This window comes from Streptomyces sp. NPDC005485 (genome assembly GCF_040606085.1).
GTDB lineage: Bacteria > Actinomycetota > Actinomycetes > Streptomycetales > Streptomycetaceae > Streptomyces.
Genome location: NZ_JBEXDZ010000018.1, coordinates 1 through 22,233 on the forward strand (window position 1 = coordinate 1; position 22,233 = coordinate 22,233).

Genomic DNA, 22,233 nt, shown 5'->3' on the forward strand with positions numbered 1-22,233 from the left:
GGGCTGAGAATCAGCCCCTCCGGCGTTTGAGGAGCGGGGGTCCAGGGGCGGAGCCCCGGAACACGGGAAGGGAAGGGGCGGAGGGGGCGAAAACCGTCACCCCCTCCCGCGGCGCGCCAGCGCCACCACTCCCCCGCCCGCCGCGAGCAACGCGATCGCGCCGCCGGCGATGTACGGCGTCATCGACGAGCCCCCGGTCTCGGCGAGGTTCGCCTCGGCGGGAGCCCCCTGGGGCTCGACGCCGGACCCGGGATCGGCACTCGGCGCGGCCGCGTCCGGCGCCTCGCACGTCGCCCCCGCGAGGGTGACCGTCCCCTCCACCTCCGCCACGTTCAGCTTCAACGGGTTGATGGAGACGTTGAGTTCGAGGGCGGAGGCGGCCGCCGTGCGTGAGGTGGTCTCCGTCTTGGAGAGGTCGAGACGGACCTCGCCGACCCCGGGGACCTTCACCTCGGTGGGTCCCCCGGCGGTCAGGGTCACCTTCTTGCCGAGGACGGTGACCGAGCCCAGCAGGTTCGCGGAGGCGACGGGCTTCCTGCCGGCCTCGCAGGTCGCCTTCGAGGTCACCTGCTCGACCTCGATGAGCGAGAGAAGCGGCAGCCCGGGGACATGGAGCGCCGCGTGGGCGAGGTTGGTGGAGCCCTCGGCTCCGGCCGGGGTGACCGTCGCGTGCGCGGTGGCGACGTCGGCGCGCAGCACGCTGAACGGCTTTCCGCCGTCGACCCCGTCCAACTGCGCGGTGAGCGCGGTCTTCCCGGCGCTGCGCGGCGCCTGCACTTCGTTGAGGGAGAGCGTGAGCGGAACGTTCACGGACTTGTTGAGCAGGGACACGTCGAGCCCGGTGCGCAGCACGACGGCGCTCGCACGACCGTGGTCGGTGGTCGCGTGGGCGGAGCCCGCACCGGCCAGCACCGCAGGACCCGCGGCAAGGACGGTGGCCGCCGCGGTGACGGCGAAACGGCGTGCGGGCATGCGGAAGTTGTTGCTGTTCAAGGGTGGGACCCCCATAAGAGAAAAGCTCGGGACCCGGCAAGAATTACGCACCGAGAGTGAACAGTCAGCAACCTGACGCCACTTCACTCCAACGTGGTGTATCCGTGAATGTCTTCGATTACGAAGGCACGCACGTTCCCCACAGTCACTCACTCAACGTCCCTTGCCGAACACGCCGGTTGACGATCCGGAGCGCGGGCGGGAGTGCGGGGAGAGATGCTCAACGAGCCGGCTCCCCGGTCCGTCACGCTCCGTCAACCCATGGAGGAACCGCACAGCATCGCCGTGAGCCGGGGGCTCAGCTCACGACCCGCCCGTTCAGCACCACGCGGCGCGGTGCCGCGAGGACCCGTACGTCCGCACGCGGGTCCCCGTCGTACACGACGAGGTCCGCGGGTGCCCCCTCGTCGAGGCCCGGGCGCCCGAGCCATCGGCGGGCGCCCCATGTGGTGGCGGAGAGCGCCTCGACGGGCGGGATCCCGGCGGTGACCAGTTCGGCGACCTCACCGGCGACGAGCCCGTGCGCGAGGGAGCCGCCCGCGTCGGTGCCGACGTACACGGGGATCCCGGCGTCGTAGGCGGCGCGCACGGTGTCGTAGCGCCGCGCGTGCAGCCGTCGCATGTGCTGCGACCAGCGCGGGAACTTGCTCTCACCGCCGGCCGCGAGCTGCGGGAAGGTCGCGATGTTCACGAGGGTGGGGACGATGGCGACCCCGTGCTCCGCGAACAGCGGAATGGTGTCCTCGGTGAGGCCGGTCGCGTGCTCGACGCAGTCGATGCCCGCCTCGACGAGGTCCCGCAGGGAATCCTCGGCGAAGCAGTGCGCGGTGACGCGGGCGCCGAGGCGGTGGGCCTCCGCGATCGCCGCCTCGACCGACGCGCGGGGCCAGCAGGCGCTCAGGTCGCCGGTGCCGCGGTCGATCCAGTCGCCCACCAGCTTCACCCAGCCGTCACCGCGCCGGGCCTCCCGGGCGACGTACGCGACGAGGTCCTCGGGCTCGATCTCCCAGGCGTAGTTGCGGATGTAGCGGCGGGTACGGGCGATGTGGCGACCGGCACGGATGATCTTCGGGAGGTCTTCGCGGGCGTCGATCCAGCGGGTGTCGGAGGGCGAGCCCGCGTCCCGGACGAGAAGGGTGCCGGCCTCGCGGTCGGTCAGCGCCTGCTTCTCGGAGACGTCGTCCGGGACCGGGCCGTGCGAGTCGAGGCCGACGTGGCAGTGCGCGTCGACGAGGCCGGGCAGCGTCCAGCCCTCGACGGTGCGGACGTCGCGGGCGCCGGCGGGGCGCTCGTAGGAGATCCTTCCGCCGACGACCCAGAGTTCGTCCCGGATGTCGTCGGGTCCGACGAGCACCCGTCCCTTCACGTGCAGAATCGTGCGATCGCTCATGAAGGGCACCTTAGTGAGCGGCGTTCTACTCTTCCTTGCCGACCTGGTCCGACGTCTCCTCCTCCACGTCCGCCATGGCGGGATCCAGGAGCCGGGAGAGGAAGTGCCGGGTGCGCTCGTGGGCCGGGTTGCCGATGACCTGCTCGGGCGTGCCGTCCTCGACGATCACACCGGCGTCCATGAACACGACGCGGTCGGCGACCTCGCGCGCGAACGTCATCTCGTGCGTGACGACCATCATCGTCATGCCCTCGTTCGCGAGCATCCGCATCACGGCGAGTACGTCGCCGACGAGCTCCGGGTCGAGCGCCGACGTGGGCTCGTCGAAGAGCATCACCTCGGGGCCCATGGCCAGCGCGCGGGCGATCGCCACCCGTTGCTGCTGCCCGCCGGAGAGGGATGCCGGGTACGCGTCCGCCTTCTCGGAGAGCCCCACGCGCCGCAGGTTCCGGTCGGCCACCTCGGCCGCCTGCGCCTTGTCGCGGCCGAGGACGCGGCGCTGCGGCAGCGTGAGGTTCTCGGTCACCGACAGGTGCGGGAAGAGGTTGAACTGCTGGAAGACCATGCCGATACGGCGGCGTACGGCGTCGATGTCGACGTCGGGGTCGGTGAGTTCGGTGCCGCCCACGAAAACCTGGCCCTTGGTGGGCTCTTCGAGCAGGTTCACGCAGCGCAGCAGGGTCGACTTGCCGGAGCCGGACGGGCCGATGACGCAGACGACCTCGCCCTGGCCGACCTCCAGGTCGATGCCGCGCAGGACCTCGTTGTCGCCGAAGGACTTGTGCAGGTCCTTCACTCGGATCTCGGCGTTGCTCACTTGGTGGCCTCCCCGGCCTTCGCCTCAAGGCGGCGTACGACGAAACCGAGCGGGATCGTGACCAGCAGGTAGCACAGGCCCGCGACCAGGATCGGCGTGGAGTTGGCGGTCGTGCTCGCCAGGTCGCGGCCGAACTTGGTCAGTTCGCGCTCCTCCAGCGTGACACCGAGGAACAGCACCAGCGACGAGTCCTTGAAGAGCAGGACGAGTTCGTTGGTGAGCGGCGGGATCACCACACGGAAGGCCTGCGGGATGATGATCGAGACCATCGCCCGGGCATGCGAGAAGCCCAGCGAACGGGCCGCCTCCATCTGCCCCTTGGGCACCGCCTGGATGCCCGCGCGGATCGTCTCCGCCATGTACGCGGCCGCCACCAGGCCTAGCGCGAGGGCGACCTTGCCGTACGTCCCGCCGGGGATCTGGGTGCCCGGGAACGCCAGCGGCACGGCGACGCCCACGAAGACGAAGATCAGCAGGGCGGGCAGACCGCGGAAGATCTCGATGTAGATGCCGGCGAGCCAGCGGTAGGGGCCCACAGGGGACAACCGCATCAGGGCGATGACCATGCCCAGCACCATGCCGACGGCGAAGCCGGACAGCGTGTAGAGCACGGTGTTCTTCAGGGCCAGTGTGATGATGTCGGGGAACATCTGCTTGGCCAGGTCGGTCTGGGCGAACTGGTTCTTCAGCTGACCCCAGTCGGCCGTGACCGCGAAGGCGATCACGGCGGCGACGAAGACGGCGTACTGGATGCCGTGCGAGACCGCGCGCTTCTGACGTCGGGTCAGGCCGCGTTTGCGGGGCTGGACTTGTGCGTCGGCTCCACTCATGAGGCGGACGGAGAGGCGGAGGCGGCGCTCGCGTCGTACGGGCCGATCCACTTCTCGTACAGCTTCTTGTACGTGCCGTCGGCCTTCGCGTTCTTGAGCGCCTTGTTGATCGCGGCGACGAGCTTGGTGTTGCCCTTCTTCACCGTGAAGCCGTACTGCTCACCGGTGTTGAGGTTGTCCACCACCTTGAAGGCGTCGGCGGTGGCCTTGTCCTTCAGCCAGCCCTGCACGACGGGGTAGTCGATGATGACGGCCTTGACCTGGCCGGTGCGCAGGCCGTTGAGGACCGCGTCCGAGGACTCGAAGGAGACCGGGTCGAAGCCCTTGCTCTTGGCGTAGTCCTCGCCGGTGGTCTGCGCCTGGGTGCCGAGCTTGACGCCCTTGGACTTCACGTCGGCAAGGGAGTTGACGCCGCTCTTCTTGTCGACCAGGACGGCCTGAGTGGCGTCGAAGTACGGGTCGGAGAAGTCGACGTTCTTCTTGCGCTCCTCGGTGATCGTCATGCCTGCGGCGGCGAGGTCGCACTGGTTGGAGTTGAGGAACGCACCCGTCTTGAAGTTCTCGAAGGGCGTGTCGACGATCTCCTGCTTCACGCCCAGGTCCTTGGCGACCAGGTCGATGAGCGACACGTCGAAGCCCTCGTACTTGCCGTTCTTCTCCGACTGGAACGGCGGATAAGGGAGGTGCGTGCAGGTGGTGAGCTGACCGCCCTTGACGAGCGTGACGCCGCCCGCGGTGGTCTTCTTGCCGCCCCCGTCGTCCGAGGAGCAGCCGGCCACGAGCAGCAGCCCGGCCGTCGCGGTGGTGGCGGCCAGAATGCGTGTCCGGCGTCCGAGGACCGAGTTCACGGGGACCTCCTGTGAGGGAACTGAGGGTTCCGATTATAAGGATTTGTTTGAGTCCCTCAAATCAATCCGATGGCTGCTGAGCCGGATGGCCTCAGAACCCGTCGGTCCGGGCGCCGCGGAGCGGCCCGGGCCGGGCCGGGGCGCCGTGCGCGGACGTAGGCTCCGGGGGCATGAGCGCAGCGGCTCCTTACCTGATACTCGGCGGGTGCCTCGCCGTGGTCCTGGGTCTTCTCACCTGGCTGGCGGCCGTGGTGCGCCGCCGCGGCCTCGCCGGTGCGGCGATCGGCGCGGCCCTCGCCGCCCACGACGAGGCGTTCCGGGTGACGGCGCACGAGTCCCACCACGAGATCCAGGCGCAGACGGAACGCAGGGCGCCCCTCCTGTCGCCCGACGACCGGTGGCCGCGGGACGACGGCGAGGCGGGCACGGCGCAGCGGCGGCTGCGCCCGCGACGGCCATGGCGCCGGCGCGGCCGCCGGGCCGGTCGCCTCGGGCGCCGACGCTGACCTTTCGTGCATCCCCCGCACCCTGTGCCTCCGGGGGCTTGCGGAACCGCCGGTTAGGCTCGAACTCGCGTACCTGCGCGTCCGCGCACGGCGCACCGCGTATCGGAACCCGTGAACGAAGAGAGCACCGCCGTGACCCACCCCTTCCTGGACCTGGCGCCGCTGAGCGCCGCGCACTTCGCCGCCATCGAGGACCGGGTGGCGCGGCTGCTCTCCACCGAGCAGGACGTCGTGATCATGCAGGGCGAGGCGCTGCTGCCCCTGGAGGGTGCCATCCGCGCCACCGCCGGGCCCGGCACGACGGCGCTCAACGTCATCACCGGCCCGTACGGGCAGACCTTCGGGAACTGGCTGCGGGACTGCGGGGCGAGGGTGATCGATCTGGCGGTGCCCTTCCACACGGCGGTCACGGCCGCGCAGATCCGGGAGGCGTTCGCCGCGCACCCGGAGATCGACTTCGTGTCGCTGGTGCACGCCGAGGCGGCGACCGGGAACACCAATCCCGTCGCGGAGATCGGTGAGGCCGTACGGGAGCACGGTGCGCTCTTCTACCTCGACGCCGTCGCCTCGATCGGGGCCGAGCCCGTGCTGCCGGACGCGTGGGGTGTCGACCTGTGCGTGATCGGGGCGCAGAAGGCGATGGGCGGGCCCGCGGGTGTGTCGGCGGTTTCCGTGAGCGAGCGGGCCTGGACGCGGATGGCCGCCAACCCCGACGCTCCGCGACGGTCCTACCTGTCGCTGCTCGACTGGAAGGAGCGCTGGGTCGACGGCGGGCGCAAGGCGCTGCTGCACGCTCCGGCCCAACTGGAGATGCTGGCGCTGGAGGCGTGCGTCGAGCGCATCGAGGGCGAGGGCCTGGACGCGGTGATGGCCCGCCACGCCTCGGCCGCGGCGGCCACCCGGGCGGGGGCGCTCGCGCTGGGCGGCGGGCTTGAGCCGTATGTGTACGAGGCGGGGGACGCAGCCCCCGTCGCCACGACGCTGCGGGCGCCGGTCGGGATCGACGCGTCCGAGCTGGTCGCCCGGGCGCTCGCCGCGGACCCGGTGCTGCCGTTGGCGGCCGGGGGTGGGGCGCTCGCGAAGGAGATGATCCGGGTGAACCACTACGGCCCCGATGCGACGCGGGGTGTCGTGCACTCCTGCCTGGCCGCGCTGGGCGCCGCGCTGGCCGAGGCCGGGGCGGCCGTCGACCCGGAGGGGGCCCGGCGGGCCGTGGCGGAGGTCCGGGTGTGACAGATCCGACGCGGGTGGATTCCTCTCCGTGAAATCAAAGGAATTCACCCGTCTTCTTCACCCGCTTATCCACGAATTTGAATGAGTGCAGCTTCCCGCATTCTTCTGCCCGCTTTCGGCAAGGCTAAACGCAAAGATTTCGCGAACGCCAACCGACTTAATTCGGGCAGGTCTCGTGGTGATTACATGGCTGTGACGCACTCCACAATGCGTCCACTTTATCCTGGATTTCCCGGGCAAACACGGGCAAACCGGCGAGCGGCCGCGCGGATGTGCGCGCCCGCGTGATAACAGACGAGGGCGCCGGACGTAACCCTATCCGGCGATGCAATTTGAACTTTCCCTAGGTAAATTCACTCCGCATGACCGCCGCACAAGCAGACCTGCAAGCGGAATTCCTGGAAATGCCGGAGGGCCTGCGGATCGACCGTCCGGAGGTGGCGGACGGGGCCGCACTCTGGCGCATCGCCAAGGACTCCAGAACTCTCGACCTGAACTCCTCCTACAGCTATCTGCTGTGGTGCCGTGACTTCGCCGGCACCTCGGTGGTGGCGCGTGACGAGGAGGGAACGCCGGTGGCCTTCGTCACCGGGTACGTCCGGCCCGAGCGTCCGGGCACCCTGCTCGTGTGGCAGGTGGCCGTCGACGCCGGCCACCGGGGCCGCGGGCTCGCCGCGGCGATGCTCGACGGGCTGACCGCACGCGTCGCCGCGGAGCAGACGCTGACCTCCGTCGAGACCACCATCACGCCGGGCAACACGGCCTCCGAGCGTCTCTTCACCTCGTTCGCCGCACGCCACGGGGCCGGCGTCGAGCGTGAAGTCCTCTTCGACGCCGGGCAGTTCCCCGCCGGCCCGCACGAAGCGCACGACCCCGAAGTCCTGTACCGCATCGGCCCCCTGCCGCACCCCACCTCTCGCTGAGGAGCGATTCGCTGTGACCATCACCCAGCCGGACCTGAGTGTCTTCCAGACCCTGGAGTCGGAGGTGCGCAGCTACTGCCGCGGCTGGCCTGTCATCTTCGACCGCGCGCAGGGCAGCCGGATGTTCGACGAGGACGGCCATGCCTACCTCGACTTCTTCGCGGGCGCCGGCTCGCTCAACTACGGCCACAACAACCCGGTGCTGAAACGCGCGCTCATCGACTACCTGGAGCGGGACGGCGTCACGCACGGGCTCGACATGTCGACCACCGCCAAGCGCGCGTTCCTGGAGTCGTTCCAGAACCTGGTGCTGCGGCCGCGCGATCTTCCCTACAAGGTCATGTTCCCCGGGCCCACGGGCACCAACGCCGTCGAGTCCGCGCTGAAGCTGGCACGGAAGGTGAAGGGGCGCGAGGCCATCGTGTCCTTCACCAACGCCTTCCACGGGATGTCCCTCGGCTCGCTCGCCGTGACCGGCAACGCCTTCAAGCGGGCGGGTGCGGGCATCCCGCTCGTGCACGGCACCCCGATGCCCTTCGACAACTACTTCGACGGCCAGGTCCCGGACTTCCTGTGGTTCGAGCGGCTCCTGGACGACCAGGGCTCCGGGCTCAACAAGCCCGCCGCCGTGATCGTCGAGACCGTGCAGGGCGAGGGCGGCATCAACGTCGCCCGCCCGGAGTGGCTGCGCGCCCTCGCCGAGCTGTGCGAGCGCCAGGACATGCTGCTCATCGTCGACGACATCCAGATGGGCTGCGGACGTACGGGCGCGTTCTTCTCCTTCGAGGAGGCGGGGATCACGCCGGACATCGTCACCGTGTCCAAGTCCATCAGCGGCTACGGGCTGCCCATGTCCCTGTGCCTGTTCAAGCCCGAGCTGGACATCTGGGAGCCGGGCGAGCACAACGGCACCTTCCGCGGCAACAACCCCGCGTTCGTGACGGCCGCCGCCACCCTGGAGGCGTACTGGGCGGACGGCTCCGCCATGGAGAAGCAGACCCGCGCGCGCGGCGAGCAGGTCGAGCAGGCGCTGATCTCCATCACCGAGGAGAACCTCGCCGACGTGAAGGAGTACCGGGGCCGGGGACTTGTCTGGGGCATCGAGTTCAAGGAGAAGAAGCGCGCGGAGCGCATCGCACGGCGCGCCTTCGAACTCGGGCTGCTCATCGAGACTTCGGGCCCGGAGAGCGAGGTGGTCAAACTGCTCCCGGCCCTCACCATCACGCCCGAGGAACTGGACGAGGGACTGCGCACCCTCGCCCGCGCCGTCCGCGAGACGGTCGCCTGACCAGCGTAGGCACCACAAGAAAGGCAGCAACTCACCGTGATCGTCCGATCGTTCCAGGACATCGAGGGAACCGACCGCCATGTGAAGGCGAAATCCGGCACCTGGGAGAGCAAGCGCATCGTGCTCGCCAAGGAGCGCGTCGGCTTCTCCCTCCACGAGACGACTCTGTACGCGGGTACGGAGACGTCGATGTGGTACGCGAACCACATCGAGGCCGTGCTCTGTGTGGAGGGCGAGGCCGAGCTGACCAATGACGAGACCGGCGACACGCACTGGATCACGCCGGGGACGATGTATCTCCTCGACGGGCACGAGCGCCACACCATGCGCCCCAAGACCGACTTCCGGTGCGTCTGCGTCTTCAACCCTCCCGTCACCGGACGGGAGGACCACGACGAGAACGGCGTCTACCCGCTGCTCACCGAACCCGAGGGGGTCTGAAGTTCCATGACCGTGACCACGATCACCGACCTGTATCCCAGCCGCGGCGCCACCGAGGTGTCCCTGCCGCGCCAGGACCCGGTCGTCTGGGGTGCCCCGGGCACGCCCGGCCCGATCGCGGCGACCGAGCTGCGGACGTACGAGCGTGACGGCTTCCTCGCCGAGCCGGAGCTCCTCGCCGACGACGAAGTCACCGTCTACCGCAAGGAGTTGGAGCGGATCGTCACCGATCCGGCGATCCGCGCCGACGAGCGGTCGATCATCGAGCCGACGTCGCAGGAGATCCGCTCCGTCTTCGAGGTGCACCGGTTCAGCGAGGTGTTCGCCCGGCTGGTGCGCGACGAGCGCGTGGTGGGGCGGGCCCGGCAGATCCTCGGCTCGGACGTGTACGTCCACCAGTCGCGGATCAACGTCAAGCCCGGTTTCGGCGCGAGTGGCTTCTACTGGCACTCGGACTTCGAGACCTGGCACGCCGAGGACGGTCTGCCGAACATGCGGACGGTGTCCGTGTCGATCGCGCTGACCGAGAACCACGACACCAACGGCGGCCTCATGATCATGCCGGGGTCGCACAAGACGTTCCTCGGGTGCGCGGGGGCCACTCCGACGGACAACTACAAGAAGTCCCTCCAGATGCAGGACGCGGGCACACCGTCCGACGAGGCGCTCACCCGGTTCGCCACCCGGCACGGCATCAAGCTCTTCACGGGCAGGGCCGGTTCGGCGACCTGGTTCGACTGCAACTGCATGCACGGATCGGGCGACAACATCACGCCGTTCCCGCGCAGCAACGTATTCATCGTGTTCAACAGCGTGGAGAACGCGGCGGTGGACCCGTTCGCGGCACCGGTGCGCCGGCCGGAGTTCATCGGGGCGAGGGACTTCACCCCCGTGAGGTGAGTGCTTCGCGCGCACGGGACCTCACGCCCGTGCGCCGCCGAGTCTCACAGCCACGCCAGCGACGCGGCCCGCTCCAGCACCAGCTGGACCGCGGCCGCGTCGCCCGTGGCACCCCGCGGTACCTCCTCCGGCGCGTACCGTCCGCCCACGAGCAGGCAGAAGTCGACCGGATCCAGGACGAGTTCGGCCCGCACCGGCTCGTCCTCCGAGCCCAGCACCCACTGGGCGTCGGCGTCGCCCCCGGCCAGCGCGAAGAGCACCGGGGGCGCGTCGGGGCCCAGCGCCAGGCCGAGGATGCGGACGGCGAGCCGGACCAGCTGCGCCAGGTGCGCGGCCGGCGGCGGGGGCACGGCAACACCGAGGGCGCGGCCGATGTCGTCGGTGTGGATCCAGGTCTCGAAGGCCCGCACGACGAAGTGATCGGCGACCGGCAGCCGTACGCCCATCAACATCGTTGCGTGCGCGGCCAGTTCGGGATCCCGTGCCTCGGGTGCGGCGAGCAGTGCCTTCGCCTGCTCGGCCCAGGTGGTGAGGGTCTGCTCGGGGTCACGCCCGTGTTCGTACGCGATCACGTCGGCGGTCCGGGCGGTCCAGGCCTCCTCCCAGGACGCCTCCTCGGCACTGCGCACGTCCGGGACCCGGATGCCGAGCCCGAGCCGGCGCGCCAGTGGTTCGTCCGCGGCGATCAGATGGGCGACGGTGCCGTGCACGTCCCAGTCGTGGACGACCGGGGTCCCCCAGGCGCCGCGGTCCGTCAACTCCCGCAGCAGCGCCCGCAGTCCGCTGACCGCTCCGGCGTAGGGCGCCGCGTACGGGGCGACGCGCGCAGCGGCGGGACGGGAGCGCAGGGCGAGGGCGAGGACGCTCGCGGGGCCGTCGGTGCGGGAGGCGCCGCCGGGCTGTGTCGGGTGCCCCGCGGCGGCGCCGGCCGCGCCCCCGTCCGCCCGGTGGTGCCCGTCCAGCAGCCGTACCGTCTCGCGCAGCCGCTGCGCCTCCGCGGCGCAGGACTCGCACTCCGCCAGGTGCGACGGGACCCGCCTCTCGTCCGCGGGCAGCAGCGCGCCGACGGCCCAGGCGGCCAGCAGCTCCCGTACGTGCTCGTGCTCGGTGCTCATCGTGCTCCGCCCTTCCAGGCCGTGGCCGGCCTTGTCCCGCATCCTGCCCGCGCCGCCATCACGCGCCCCTCTCCCACGCCGGGTCCGGTGGCTCGGCGAGGGATTCCGCCAGCTTGCGCAGGGCGGACCGCAGCCGGGTCTTGGCCGTGCCTTCGGGGATGCCGAGTTCGTGGGCGGCCTGCCGGTAGGTGCGGCCCGCGAAGTAGGCGAGGTGGACCACCTCGCGCTGGGGCTCGGGGAGTTCGGCGAGGGCGGTGTGCAGCAGCAGGGAGCGTTCGCGGTCGACGATCGTCTCGTCGGGGCCGGGCCCGGCGTCGGGGATGGCGTGCAGCGCCGCGTCGTCGGCGCCGGCCTTGCGGTGCCGGGCCTCGCTGCGCACCCAGTCCACGGCCCGCCGGTGGGCGAGCATGGACAGCCAGGTGCGCAGCGAGCCGCGGCGCGCGTCGAAGGCGTACGGCCTGCTCCACAACTGGGCGAAGACCTCCTGCGCCACGTCCTCCGCGGCGGCCGGGCTGCGCGTGACACGGGCGGCGACGCGCCGGACGAGCCCGCCGTACGCGGCGTAGACCTCGCCCAGCGCGGACTCGTCGCCGTACACCAGCCGTCGATGCAACTCCGCGTCGACGGCCGGCCTCGCGGACTGCTCGGCCGTAGGCTCCACCGGCACCACCACCTCGTGGTGCCTTCCTAGCGTTCCCGGGCGGCCGGCGCCAGGGTGTCAGCCGGACAGACCGGACAGGGCGTCCAGCAGCCGGTCCACATCGGCGGGCGTGTTGTACAGGTGGAAGGCAGCCCTCAGGTTGCCCGCGCGGTCGGAGACCTCGATGCCCGCGCTGCTCAACTCGGGCTGACGGCGGCCGAGTCCGGGCACCGACACGATCGCCGAGCCCGGCGCGGGGACGGGCTCGTGACCGAGACCGTGCAGCCCCTCGCGGAAGCGGTCGGCGAGCGCGAGGTCGTGGGCTTGCACGGTGTCCACCCCGAGTTGCTCGATGAGTTCGAGGGAGTGCCGGGCGCCCGCGTAGGAGAACAGGCTGGGGCTCTCGTCGAACCGCCGTGCGGAGTGGGCGAGTTCCTCGACCGGGCCGTAGCAGCTGTCCCAGGGGTGCTCGCCCGCGACCCAGCCCGCGAAGACGGGGGTGAGCCCGCCGAGGTCCTCCGGGACGACCAGGAAAGCCACGCCGCGCGGGCAGACGAGCCACTTGAAGGCGACGGACGAGACGTAGTCGTAGGCGTCCGCGTCGACCGGCAGCCACCCGGCGGCCTGGGACGCGTCGATGTAGGTGCGGGCGCCGTGCGTGCGCGCGGCCTCGCGGATCGCGGGAAGGTCGGCGATCCGGCCGTCCGCGGACTGCGCGGCACTGACCGCGACCAGAGCCGTGCCGGGGCGCACCGACTCGGCGACGGCCTCCAGCGGCACCGTGCGGACCTTGAGGTCCCCGCGCACATGGAAGGGGTTGACGACGGAGGTGAAGTCGGCCTCGGCGGTGAGGACTTCGGCGCCCGCGGGCAGGGAGGCCGCGATCAGGCCGGTGTAGACGGCGACCGAGGCGCCCGCCGCGACCCGGCTGTCCGGGACGCCGACCAGCCGGGCGAAGGCGGACCGTGCCGCCTCCACGTCCGCGAACATGTCCTGCGGCTGCCCGGCCGCCACGGATTCGACGGCTGCCCGCATGGCGTCCACCGCGCGCACCGGCAGGAGACCGGTGCTCGCGGTGTTGAGGTAGGTGTTCTTCGGGGCGAACTCGGCTCGGACGAGGCTCTCGAAACTCTCGACGGTCTCCATGGCACTACTCTGCGGGTCCGCGAACTCCCCGTCCATTGCGGAGTTTTACGTGGATTCCCTAAGCAGCGCTTATACGACGGTCCTGACCTGCACTTTTCACCGCCAGGTTCCGTGCGGGGTCACTGCTGCGGTACAGCGCAGCCGTCGGGACCGCAGGCCTCCGCGTCGGCGGATCCGTCCTGGACCATCTGCAGCGGCGGGCGCTCGCCCCATGCCTGGGTCAGCGCCTGTGCGAAGACCTCGGCGGGCTGGGCGCCGGAGACGCCGAACTTGCGGTCGAGGACGAAGAAGGGGACGCCGTTCGCGCCGAGCTCGGCGGCCTCGCGCTCGTCGGCGCGCACGGCGTCGGCGTGGGCGGCGGGGTCGGCGAGGACCTTGCGGGCCGCGTCGGCGTCGAGACCGGCGGCGACGGCCAGCTCCACGAGCCGCTCCTCGTCGTCGAACACGGTCCGCTCCTCGGCGAAGTTCGCCTTGTACAGCAGGCCGATCAGCTCGTCCTGCCTGCCGTGCTCCTTGGCGAAGTGGAGGAGGCGGTGCATGTCGAAGGTGTTGCCGTGGTCGCGGTCCCGGGTGCGGTAGGCGAGGCCCTCGGCGGCGGCCTGCGTACCGAGATTCTCCTCGCCGGCCTGCGCCTGCGCCTCGCTCATGCCGTACTTCTTGGTCAGCATCTTGATCACTGGCTGGATGTCGCCCTTGGCGCGTCCCGGGTCGAGCTCGAAGGAACGGTGCACCACCTCGACCTCGTCACGGTGCGGGAAGGCGTCGAGCGCCTTCTCGAAGCGGGCCTTGCCCACGTAGCACCAGGGGCAGGCGATGTCGCTCCAGATCTCGACGCGCATTCTCAGACTTCTTTCCAGGTCACAGGGGCGCGGAGACACCCTCCGCCGACTGCATGAACGTTCAAGCAGCCGGGTTCATTCCCCTGCGGGCGGACGGCATGGCGGCGGCTTCGGTTTCCAGACGGCTGAACTGGATGCGGTACGCGCTCGGGGTGAGGCCGGTGCGGCGGACCAGGTGGGCGCGCAGCGAGTCGGCGGTGCCCAGACCGCAGGATCTGGCCACCTGGTCCATGGGGAGGGTGGTCGTCTCCAGGAGTTCCTTGGCGCGCTCGATGCGCTGGTGGAGGAGCCACTGCAGGGGGCTGACCCCGCTCTCGGCGTGGAAGCGGCGGGTGAGGGTGCGCACGCTGACGCCCGCGTGCCGGGCGAGGTCGGTGAGGGTGAGCGGCTTGTCGAGGTTGCGCATCGCCCAGCCGCGGGTGTCCGCGCAGACGTTGCCCCGTTCCGCCGGGAGCGGGGTCTGCGTGAACTGGGTCTGGCCACCGGGCCGTACGGGTGCGACGAGGGCGAGGCGGGCCACCCGGTTGGCGACGGCGGCGCCGTAGTCGGTGCGGATGATGTGCAGGCAGAGGTCGATTCCGGCGGCGTACCCGGAAGAGGTCATGATGTCGCCGTCCTGCACGTAGAGGACGTCGCCCTTCAGGTCGAGCGCCGGGTACCGCTTGCGCAGCTCGTCCGCGAGCTCCCAGTACGTCGTGGCGCTGCGCCCGTCGAGCAGGCCCGCCTCGGCGAGCACGAAGGCACCGCTGCAGATCGAGGCGACGCGCTTGCCCGCGGCCGCGGCCTCGCGGACGACGGTCACGGTCCTGGGATCGGGCGCGTAACGCTTTCCGGTGCCGGCGACCAGAATGGTGTCCGCGTCGCCCACGGCGTCCAGACCGCGCGCCACGTACAGGTCGAGCCCGCCGGTGGTGGCGACGGGGCCCGGCTCCGGCGTACAGAAGGTCACCTCGTATCCCGGGGCCCCGTCCACCTCGGCCTTGGCGAAGAGCAGCTCGGGGATGGCCAGGTTGAACATCGACACCGGGGAGGGCGCGACGACGGCAACGCGACGCGGTGTCCTCTGCATGGCCAGAACCTCCGGACGTATGGCATTCGGGCCACTACTGTACGACGCCGATCATCCCCAGCATGAGGGCATGGCTACTGACCCGGCTCTCGAAAGCCCCACGGCGGGCACTCAACCCGACTCCAGAGATGGAGACTTGACGCCCGCCTCCGCTCCCGCCCCCTCCCCCGCCCTCACCCTCGTCGCGGCCCTGCTCGGCTTCGCGTTGATCACGCTCGACGCCTCGGTGGTGAACGTGGCGCTCCCGGCGATCGGCGAGGCGTTCGGCGGCGGGATGTCCGGGCTCCAGTGGGTCGTGGACGCCTACACGCTGGCGTTCGCGGCATTGATGCTGTCGACCGGGGCGTTCTCGGACCGGGCCGGGGCGAGCCGGGCCTACGGCATCGGGGTGGCGGTGTTCACCGTGGCGTCCGCGGCCTGTGGGCTGGCCCCGAATCTGCCGGTGCTGATCGCCTCGCGCGTGGCACAGGGGGCGGCCGCGGCCGTGGTGCTGCCGGCGTCGCTCGCCCTGGTGCGGCAGGCCTACGCGGACGCCGCGAAGCGGGCACGGGCCGTCGCGCTGTGGGCGGCCGGCGGATCGCTCGCGGTGGCGCTCGGGCCCGTCGCGGGCGGCGCGCTGACCACGGTCTGGGACTGGCGGGGCATCTTCTTCATCAACCTGCCGCTGGGCGCGGTGGCGCTCGCGCTGCTGCTGCGGGCGCCGCGCTCCGAACGGCGTCCCGCACCGCTGGACCTGCCGGGCCAGCTCACCGCCGTCGTCGCGCTGACGGCACTGACCTTCGCGGTCATCGAGGGCGGGGTGACAGGGGCCGTCGCGCTCGTCGTGGCGGGGGTGGCCGCGGCCGTCTTCCTGCGGATCGAGGCGCGGCAGCCGCATCCGGTCGTCCCGCTGGAGCTGTTCCGCAGCCGGAACGTCAGCGTGCTGGTCGCGGCGGGCGCGGCGTGCAGCGTGGCGTTCTACGGGGTGGTGTTCCTGTTCTCGCTCTTCTTCCAGCAGGTGCAGGGGAAGTCGGCGCTGTACGCGGGGCTGCTGTTCCTGCCGATGTCGGGGCTGATCGCGGTGACGAACATCGCGGCGGGGAAGCTGGCGGGGCGGTACGGGGCGCGGATGCCGATGCTGCTCGGGCAGCCGCTGGCCGCCGCGGGGCTGCTCGTTCTGCTGTACGTCGACTCGTCGACTCCGGCGGTCGTGGTGGCGCTGCTTCTGGTGCCGGTGGCGCTGGGGTGCGCTCTGACGGTTCCGCCGCTCACGGCCGCGATGATGGAGGCGGTGCCCTCGGGGCGGGCGGGGCTTGCGGCGGGTGTGCTCAACTCCGCCCGGCAGGTGGCCGGGGGGCTCGCCATCGCGGTGTTCGGCGCGCTGGTCGCAGGCGGCTTCGAGGCGGGGCTGCGGTGGAGTCTCGGCTTGAGTGCGGGGCTGCTCGCGGTGACGGCAGTGGGGACGGTGGGGTTGCGGGTGCGGCGGTAGCGGGACGGGTTGAGATCAGCTGCCGTCTCTCAGGTCCTTCGGCCACGTCGGGCGGAACTCCACGTTGTCGTACGTCACGACGCAGCCCTCGCCCATCGGGGACTGGGTCATGAAGCCGACCAGAGCCGCGGCGGACTCCTTCTCGTCGGCCAGGGTGAAGAGACGGACGAAGGTCCAGTGGCTGCCGCCGCGGGAGGCGTGGAAGGCGAAGGCGCGGCCGGTGCGGCTTATTCGGAGCCAGACGGAACTGCCGTCCACGCTGAAGGAGTTGGCGTCGTCGGAGTGGCCCCGGGTGACGACCGTGCAGACGGTGGGCACGTCCGGGGAGTACTCCAGGCAGAGCTTGGCCCAGGCCCGCTCGCCCGTATGCACGTACAGGACCCCCGCGTCGAAGGAGGCCGCGAAGCCGACCGTGACGCGGGCGATCAGCTGGAAGTCCCCCTCCGGCGCTCCCAGCAGTCGGGGGGCGTCGGAGGCGGGGTCGAGGGCCTCACCGGTGGGTGGCACGAAGCGGTCCTGCCGCGCGCCCGCCCAGCCGGTGAGTACTCCGCCCTCGTAGGACCAGTGCCCGTCGGGGCCGTAGGTCCGCAGCGGGAAAGGGAGTTCGGGAAGTTCCACGTCCATTGAGCGAGTGTCCCAGGTCGGAGCGGTTCTGGCGGAGTACTCGTGGATTTTCGTGAGGTTACGTGGAGTTTCCGTGAATCCCCTGTCCCTCCGGGGTCGCCCGGCTCAGCGCTCCAGCACGCCGTCGTAACGGCGCGGCAGGCCCAGCGGGTTGTCGTCGCGCAGCTCCGGCGGGAGGAGCGCCTCGGGTGCGCCCTGGTACGCCACCGGGCGCAGCCAGCGCTCGATCGCCGTACCGCCGACGGAGGTCGAGGTGGAGGTCGTCGCCGGGTACGGGCCGCCGTGGTGCTGGGCGGGGGCGACGGCGACACCGGTCGGCCAGCCGTTCACCAGGACGCGTCCGGCGAGGGGGGTCAGCTCGGCGAGGATCTCGGCGCCCCGGCCCTCGCCCGCGGCCTCCTCCGCGGAGAGGTGCACGGTCGCGGTGAGGTTGCCCGGGAGACGGGACAGGACCGCGCCCGCCTCCGCGTCGTCCTCGTAGCGCACGACGACCGTGAGCGGGCCGAAGCACTCCTCCAGGAGCAGGTCGTGCACGCCCTCGGCCGTCAGCTTGTGCGCCGGGACGGTCAGGAAGCCGGGGCTCACCGTGTGCTCGCCGCCCGCGCCCGGGGTCACCGGGGCCTCCACGTCGGGGAGCTCGGCGCGCTCGGCGACACCCGCGATGAAGTTGTCGCGCATGCGGTGGTCGAGGAGGACCCCGGCGTTGGTGTCGCTGACGGCGTCCGTGAGCGACTTGAGGAAGCGGTCGCCCGCCGCGCCGGCCGGCGCCAGGACCAGGCCCGGCTTCACACAGAACTGGCCGACGCCCAGCGTCATCGAGCCCGCGAGTCCGGCGCCGATCGCCTCGGCGCGCTCGGCGGCGGCCGCCTCGGTGATGACGACGGGGTTCAGGGAACCCAGCTCGCCGTGGAAGGGGATCGGGACCGGACGGGCGGCCGCCGCGTCGAAGAGGGCGCGGCCGCCGCGGATGGAGCCCGTGAACCCGGCGGCGGTGATCAGCGGGTGCTTGACCAGCTCGACGCCCGCCTCGAAGCCGTGCACGAGGCCGACGACCCCGGCGGGGATGTCGTACTGGGCGGCGGCCCGGCGCAGCGTGGCCGCGACCAGCTCGGAGAGCCCCGGGTGGTCCGGGTGGGCCTTGACGACGACCGGGCACCCGGCCGCCAGCGCGCTCGCGGTGTCGCCGCCGGCGACGGAGAAGGCGAAGGGGAAGTTCGAGGCCGAGTAGACGGCGACGACGCCCAGCGGCACCTTGTAGCGGCGCAGGTCGGGGATCGGCGGGGTCGCGGTGTCGTCGGGGTGGTTGATCACCACGCCGAGGAACTCACCCTCGTCCACGATGTCCGCAAATGACCGCAATTGATAGCACGTGCGAGCGAGTTCGCCGGTCAGTCGGACCGGGCCGAGCGCGGTCTCCGCGTCGGCGGCCTCGACGAGCAGTTCCTTGGCGCCCTCCAGGAACTCCGCCGCGGTGCGCAGGAAGGCCGAGCGCACGGCGCGGTCGGCGAGTGCGGGACGCGCGGCGTGCGCGGCGCGGACGGCCTCGTCCACCTCCTGGGCTGTGGCCTCCACCGCAACCTGCTCGCGCTGCTTCCCGGTTCGGGGGTCGACACTCCAGACTGGTGCTGCTGCCACCGCGGGTTCCTCCAGATGTGATGCCGCAGTTCTTTCACCGCAGTATTTACTGTCGCTCAGTTTCTATGTCACCGACCAGGGCTGTTCGATATACTGAACGCTGTCTCTGATGGTGAATATGATGCGGAGACTATTTCCCGTACAACGAGGGGGTCAAGCGCGATGTCGGCAGGCGAGACAGGCGGCGGGGCGCAGGTCAAGTCCGCGGTACGGACCGTGGAATTGCTGGAGTACTTCGCCGGTCGGCCCGGAATGCATTCCCTGGCGGCGGTCCAGGAGGCCGTCGGATATCCCAAGTCCAGTCTGTACATGCTGCTTCGGACGCTCGTGGAGCTCGGCTGGGTCGAGACGGACGCGACGGGCACGCGGTACGGCATCGGCGTACGGGCGCTGCTCGTCGGCACGTCCTACATCGACGGCGACGAGGTGGTGGCCGCGGCCCGGCCCACCCTGGACCGGCTGTCGGACGACACCACGGAGACGATCCACCTGGCGCGCCTCGACGGCACCAACGTGGTCTACCTCGCCACGCGCCAGTCGCAGCACTACCTGCGCCCGTTCACCCGGGTCGGCCGCCGGCTGCCCGCGCACTCCACCTCCCTGGGCAAGGCGCTGCTCGCCACCCACACCGACGAGCAGGTCCGCAAGCTGCTCCCGGAGACGCTGCCGGCCCTCACCGAGCACACGATCACCGACCGGGAGAAGCTCGTCGAGGAGCTGCACCAGGTGCGGGAGCAGGGCTTCGCGGTGGACCGCGAGGAGAACACGCTGGGCCTGCGCTGCTTCGGCGTGGCGATCCCCTACCGCACACCGGCCCGCGACGCGATCAGTTGCTCGGTGCCGGTGGCGCGGCTGACGCCGGCGCACGAGCAGATGGTCAAGGACGCGCTGTTCGACGCCCGCGACCGGCTCACCCTGGCGACCCGGAGGCTCTGATGGATGTCGTGCTGCGCGCGGTCCACGACAGCGACCTGCCGGTCTTCTACCGCCACACGAACGACCCGGAGTCGCTCCGTATGGCCGCCTTCACCGCCAGGGACCCCGCCGACCGGGGCGCCTTCGACGCCCACTGGGAGCGCATCCGCACCTCGTCCGACGTACTGGCGCGCACCGTCCTGGCGGACGGCGACGTGGTGGGCAGCGCGGCGGTGTACGGCGAGCCGGGCGAGCGCGAGGTCACCTACTGGATCGACCGGGCGTACTGGGGCCGCGGCATCGCGACGGCGGCGCTGCGCGCACTGCTGGTCGAGGTCCCCGAACGCCCGCTGTACGCCCGCGCGGCGGCGGACAATTCCGGGTCGCGGCGCGTGCTGGAGAAGTGCGGGTTCCGGCAGGCCGCCGAGGGTCGCGGGTACGCCGAGGCCCGCGGCGAGGAGACAGCCGAAGTCGTCCTCACGCTGGAGGGCTGAGCGCGGAGGGTGCGGCGGCGCCGGCCCGCCTTGGCGGTGCGAGTGGCGTCGGCCCCGCTCACCGGCGTCGACGACATCTCCGACCGCCCGACGACGCCGGTGAACCTCACCTACGCTGGCCCGATGACCGTCGACCCCACGCCCCTCCGCTCCACCACGTGAGCGGGTTCGCCCGGTTCCTCCTCGGACGGTGGGCGCGGCGGCGGTGGGTGCACCTGATCCTCGGGGGCGCGCTCGCGATGCCGTACGTCCTCGTCGGGGAGGTCGTCGTGGGGCCGCTGCTCGGCGCGCGGTACGGGTTCAACTCGCTGCCGCTGCAACTCCTTTCCTTCGCCGCCGGGTTGCCGCTCGCGGCGATCACCGCGCTGTTCCCGCTGACGCGGCCGATGTCGGCGGCGGCGGTACGGGCGCTGTACGGGATCGACGGGGACCGGCTCGCCGACGGGCCCGCACGGACCTGGCCCGCCCGGCGGCGCACCGCCGCCTGGTTCACGCTTCACCTCGGCTTCGGCGGGGTCATCAGCGGGATGTCACTGGCGGTACCGCCGTTCGCGGCCGTGCTGATCGCCCTTCCGGTCGTCTCATGGCTGCGTGACTCACCGCTGGACCTGCCCGAAGTCCTCGACCACACCTGGGCGTTGGCGCTCTCGCCGGTCGTCGGGGTCGCCTCGCTGATCGCGCTGGCGGCCTGCGCCGCCGTGTCCGGCCGGCTGCTGGCCCGCTGGGCGCCGCGGCTGCTCGGGCCCACACCGGAGGACCGGCTCGCGGCGGCCGAGCGGCGCGCCGCCGACCTGGCCGTACGCAACCGGCTCGCCCGCGAACTGCACGACTCCGTCGGCCACGCCCTCAGCGCGGTCACCCTGCAGGCGAGCGCCGCCCGCCGTGTCCTGGACACCGACCTGGACTTCGTCCGCGAGGCACTCGCCGCCATCGAGGACACCACGCGCCGAACCGTGGGCGAACTGGACGCCGTGCTGGGCGTGTTGAGAGAGAGTGACGACCGGGCGACGGCTCCCGCGCCCACCCTCGCCGACCTGGACGCCCTGCTGCGCCGCACCCGCGCGGGCGGCCTGCGCGTCACCGTCGCCGGCGAACCGGACTGTGCGCGGCTGCCTCCACTGCTCTCCCGCGAGGCCTACCGCATCATCCAGGAGGCGCTGAGCAACGCCCTCAAGCACGGCTGCGCCGAGGGCCCCGTCACCCTGAGCCTCGCCCGGGACGACGCGGAGCTGAGCATCACCGTCGACAACCCGGCGTCGTCCAGGCCGCTCTCCCGGCCGGGCGGCGGCCACGGCCTGCGCGGCATGACCGACCGGGCCCGCCTCCTCGGCGGCACGGTCGAGGCGGGAGCCACCGGCGGCGTCTGGCGCCTGCGCGCACGCCTTCCGCTGAGCGGAGAAACATGCCCATGAAAGAAGAACGCCCGTGAAAGAAGGATGCCCGTGACCGTCCGTATCGTCCTCGCCGACGACGAACGCATGGTGCGCACCGCACTGCGCGCGATCCTCGCGGCCGAGCCGGACCTGGAGGTCGTCGGCGAGGCGGCCACGGGCACCGAGGCCGTGTCCGTCGTCCGGGAGCTGACGCCGGACGTCGTCCTCATGGACGTCCGGATGCCCGGGATCGACGGCATCCGGGCCACCGAGCAGATCCTCGCCACCCTCCCCGACCCGCCGCGCGTCATCGTCGTGACGACCTTCGAGAACGACTCGTACGTGTACGAGGCGCTGCGCGCCGGAGCCTGCGGGTTCCTGCTGAAGCGAGCCGAGGCGGACGCGCTCGTGCAGGCGGTGCGGCTGGTCGCGCACAGCGACAGCCTGCTGTTCCCGGCGGCGGTGCGCGCCCTCGCCGCCGAGCACGCGCGCTCCCGGCCGGCCCCGCCGCCGTGGGTGGCGAAGCTCACCGGAAGGGAGAGCGAGGTGCTGCGGCACATGGCGACCGGGCTCACCAACGCCGAGATCGCCGGGCGGCTGGAGGTCGGACCCGCGACGGTGAAGACGCATGTGGCGGCGGTGCTCGCGAAGACGGGGACCCGGGACCGTACGCAGGCGGTGATCGCGGCGTACGAGGCGGGCTTCATGAACGGGACATGAGAAAACAGGGCGGAAGGGAACGATTC

At 71.4% G+C, this 22,233-nt stretch carries 23 protein-coding genes; 11 read left to right on the forward strand and 12 right to left on the reverse strand.

Going from position 1 to position 22,233, the window contains the following annotated elements; translation table 11 throughout:
* Positions 1-96: 96 nt before the first annotated feature.
* The 5 genes from ABZS97_RS09010 to ABZS97_RS09030 form a co-directional block, all read right to left on the reverse strand.
* The gene (locus ABZS97_RS09010) at positions 97-993 is read right to left on the reverse strand and encodes an SCO1860 family LAETG-anchored protein (protein ID WP_356135269.1); all 897 of its coding nucleotides are present in this window, start codon (positions 991-993) and stop codon (positions 97-99) included.
* A 298-nt stretch (positions 994-1,291) separates the two neighbouring features.
* Positions 1,292-2,383, reverse strand: a complete 1,092-nt coding sequence (locus tag ABZS97_RS09015) for an amidohydrolase family protein (protein WP_356135271.1) — start codon at positions 2,381-2,383, stop codon at positions 1,292-1,294.
* Between the two features lie 25 nt (positions 2,384-2,408).
* Positions 2,409-3,200 carry an amino acid ABC transporter ATP-binding protein gene (locus tag ABZS97_RS09020; RefSeq protein WP_356135273.1) on the reverse strand — a complete coding sequence of 264 codons (792 nt, stop codon included), beginning with the start codon at positions 3,198-3,200 and terminating at the stop codon, positions 2,409-2,411.
* Positions 3,197-4,030, reverse strand: coding sequence for an amino acid ABC transporter permease (locus ABZS97_RS09025; RefSeq protein ID WP_356135275.1), 834 nt, complete (start codon positions 4,028-4,030; stop codon positions 3,197-3,199). Before ABZS97_RS09025 ends, ABZS97_RS09020 begins: the two co-directional genes overlap by 4 nt.
* Entirely contained in the window at positions 4,027-4,878 is an 852-nt protein-coding gene (locus tag ABZS97_RS09030; protein ID WP_356135277.1) for a transporter substrate-binding domain-containing protein, read from the reverse strand. The genes ABZS97_RS09025 and ABZS97_RS09030 overlap by 4 nt, the downstream gene beginning before the upstream one ends.
* Before the next feature lie 170 nt (positions 4,879-5,048).
* On the opposite strand from ABZS97_RS09030, the gene ABZS97_RS09035 reads away from it, so the two are divergent.
* From ABZS97_RS09035 to thpD, 6 genes are all read left to right on the forward strand, one after another.
* Positions 5,049-5,384, forward strand: a complete 336-nt coding sequence (locus tag ABZS97_RS09035; protein ID WP_356135279.1) for a hypothetical protein — start codon at positions 5,049-5,051, stop codon at positions 5,382-5,384.
* A gap of 132 nt (positions 5,385-5,516) precedes the next feature.
* Entirely contained in the window at positions 5,517-6,617 is a 1,101-nt protein-coding gene (locus tag ABZS97_RS09040; RefSeq protein ID WP_356135410.1) for an aminotransferase class V-fold PLP-dependent enzyme, read from the forward strand.
* Between the two features lie 362 nt (positions 6,618-6,979).
* Complete coding sequence (gene ectA, locus ABZS97_RS09045) at positions 6,980-7,540, forward strand: diaminobutyrate acetyltransferase (RefSeq protein WP_356135281.1); 561 nt, start codon at positions 6,980-6,982, stop codon at positions 7,538-7,540.
* A gap of 13 nt (positions 7,541-7,553) precedes the next feature.
* Entirely contained in the window at positions 7,554-8,828 is a 1,275-nt protein-coding gene (gene ectB / locus ABZS97_RS09050) for a diaminobutyrate--2-oxoglutarate transaminase (RefSeq protein ID WP_356135283.1), read from the forward strand.
* Positions 8,829-8,864: 36 nt separating this feature from the next.
* Positions 8,865-9,269, forward strand: coding sequence for an ectoine synthase (locus ABZS97_RS09055; RefSeq protein WP_356135285.1), 405 nt, complete (start codon positions 8,865-8,867; stop codon positions 9,267-9,269).
* Positions 9,270-9,275: 6 nt separating this feature from the next.
* Positions 9,276-10,169: an ectoine hydroxylase gene (thpD, locus tag ABZS97_RS09060; RefSeq protein WP_356135287.1), complete on the forward strand. Its 894-nt coding sequence runs from the start codon at positions 9,276-9,278 to the stop codon at positions 10,167-10,169.
* Positions 10,170-10,213: 44 nt separating this feature from the next.
* Here thpD and ABZS97_RS09065 read toward each other — a convergent pair whose 3' ends face one another.
* From ABZS97_RS09065 to ABZS97_RS09085, 5 genes are all read right to left on the reverse strand, one after another.
* Positions 10,214-11,284 carry a maleylpyruvate isomerase family mycothiol-dependent enzyme gene (locus ABZS97_RS09065; RefSeq protein WP_356135289.1) on the reverse strand — a complete coding sequence of 357 codons (1,071 nt, stop codon included), beginning with the start codon at positions 11,282-11,284 and terminating at the stop codon, positions 10,214-10,216.
* 58 nt (positions 11,285-11,342) lie between these two features.
* The gene (locus ABZS97_RS09070; RefSeq protein WP_356135291.1) at positions 11,343-11,957 is read right to left on the reverse strand and encodes a sigma-70 family RNA polymerase sigma factor; all 615 of its coding nucleotides are present in this window, start codon (positions 11,955-11,957) and stop codon (positions 11,343-11,345) included.
* Between the two features lie 45 nt (positions 11,958-12,002).
* On the reverse strand, positions 12,003-13,106 hold the full coding sequence (locus ABZS97_RS09075) for an aminotransferase class V-fold PLP-dependent enzyme (RefSeq protein WP_356135293.1): 1,104 nt from the start codon (positions 13,104-13,106) through the stop codon (positions 12,003-12,005).
* An 83-nt stretch (positions 13,107-13,189) separates the two neighbouring features.
* Positions 13,190-13,909 (reverse strand): DsbA family oxidoreductase, encoded by a 720-nt coding sequence (locus ABZS97_RS09080; protein WP_356135295.1) that lies wholly within the window; start codon positions 13,907-13,909, stop codon positions 13,190-13,192.
* Positions 13,910-13,970: 61 nt separating this feature from the next.
* Positions 13,971-14,978, reverse strand: coding sequence for a helix-turn-helix domain-containing protein (locus ABZS97_RS09085; protein WP_356135297.1), 1,008 nt, complete (start codon positions 14,976-14,978; stop codon positions 13,971-13,973).
* Positions 14,979-15,048: 70 nt separating this feature from the next.
* Between ABZS97_RS09085 and ABZS97_RS09090 the strand changes: the two genes are divergently transcribed.
* Positions 15,049-16,446, forward strand: a complete 1,398-nt coding sequence (locus tag ABZS97_RS09090; protein WP_356135299.1) for an MFS transporter — start codon at positions 15,049-15,051, stop codon at positions 16,444-16,446.
* Between the two features lie 15 nt (positions 16,447-16,461).
* Here the strand turns inward: ABZS97_RS09090 and ABZS97_RS09095 are convergent, their stop codons facing one another.
* Entirely contained in the window at positions 16,462-17,070 is a 609-nt protein-coding gene (locus ABZS97_RS09095; protein ID WP_356135301.1) for a DUF1349 domain-containing protein, read from the reverse strand.
* 105 nt (positions 17,071-17,175) lie between these two features.
* Positions 17,176-18,705, reverse strand: a complete 1,530-nt coding sequence (locus tag ABZS97_RS09100) for an aldehyde dehydrogenase (NADP(+)) (RefSeq protein ID WP_356135303.1) — start codon at positions 18,703-18,705, stop codon at positions 17,176-17,178.
* Positions 18,706-18,867: 162 nt separating this feature from the next.
* Here ABZS97_RS09100 and ABZS97_RS09105 point away from each other — a divergent pair, with 162 nt between their 5' ends.
* The 4 genes from ABZS97_RS09105 to ABZS97_RS09120 all read left to right on the forward strand — a co-directional run bounded on the left by ABZS97_RS09105 (position 18,868) and on the right by ABZS97_RS09120 (position 22,207).
* Positions 18,868-19,641 carry an IclR family transcriptional regulator gene (locus ABZS97_RS09105; protein WP_356135309.1) on the forward strand — a complete coding sequence of 258 codons (774 nt, stop codon included), beginning with the start codon at positions 18,868-18,870 and terminating at the stop codon, positions 19,639-19,641.
* On the forward strand, positions 19,641-20,114 hold the full coding sequence (locus tag ABZS97_RS09110) for a GNAT family N-acetyltransferase (protein WP_356135311.1): 474 nt from the start codon (positions 19,641-19,643) through the stop codon (positions 20,112-20,114). The genes ABZS97_RS09105 and ABZS97_RS09110 overlap by 1 nt, the downstream gene beginning before the upstream one ends.
* A 158-nt stretch (positions 20,115-20,272) precedes the next feature.
* Positions 20,273-21,526 carry a histidine kinase gene (locus tag ABZS97_RS09115; RefSeq protein WP_356135313.1) on the forward strand — a complete coding sequence of 418 codons (1,254 nt, stop codon included), beginning with the start codon at positions 20,273-20,275 and terminating at the stop codon, positions 21,524-21,526.
* Positions 21,527-21,550: 24 nt separating this feature from the next.
* The gene (locus tag ABZS97_RS09120) at positions 21,551-22,207 is read left to right on the forward strand and encodes a response regulator transcription factor (RefSeq protein WP_356135315.1); all 657 of its coding nucleotides are present in this window, start codon (positions 21,551-21,553) and stop codon (positions 22,205-22,207) included.
* Positions 22,208-22,233: the final 26 nt, after the last annotated feature.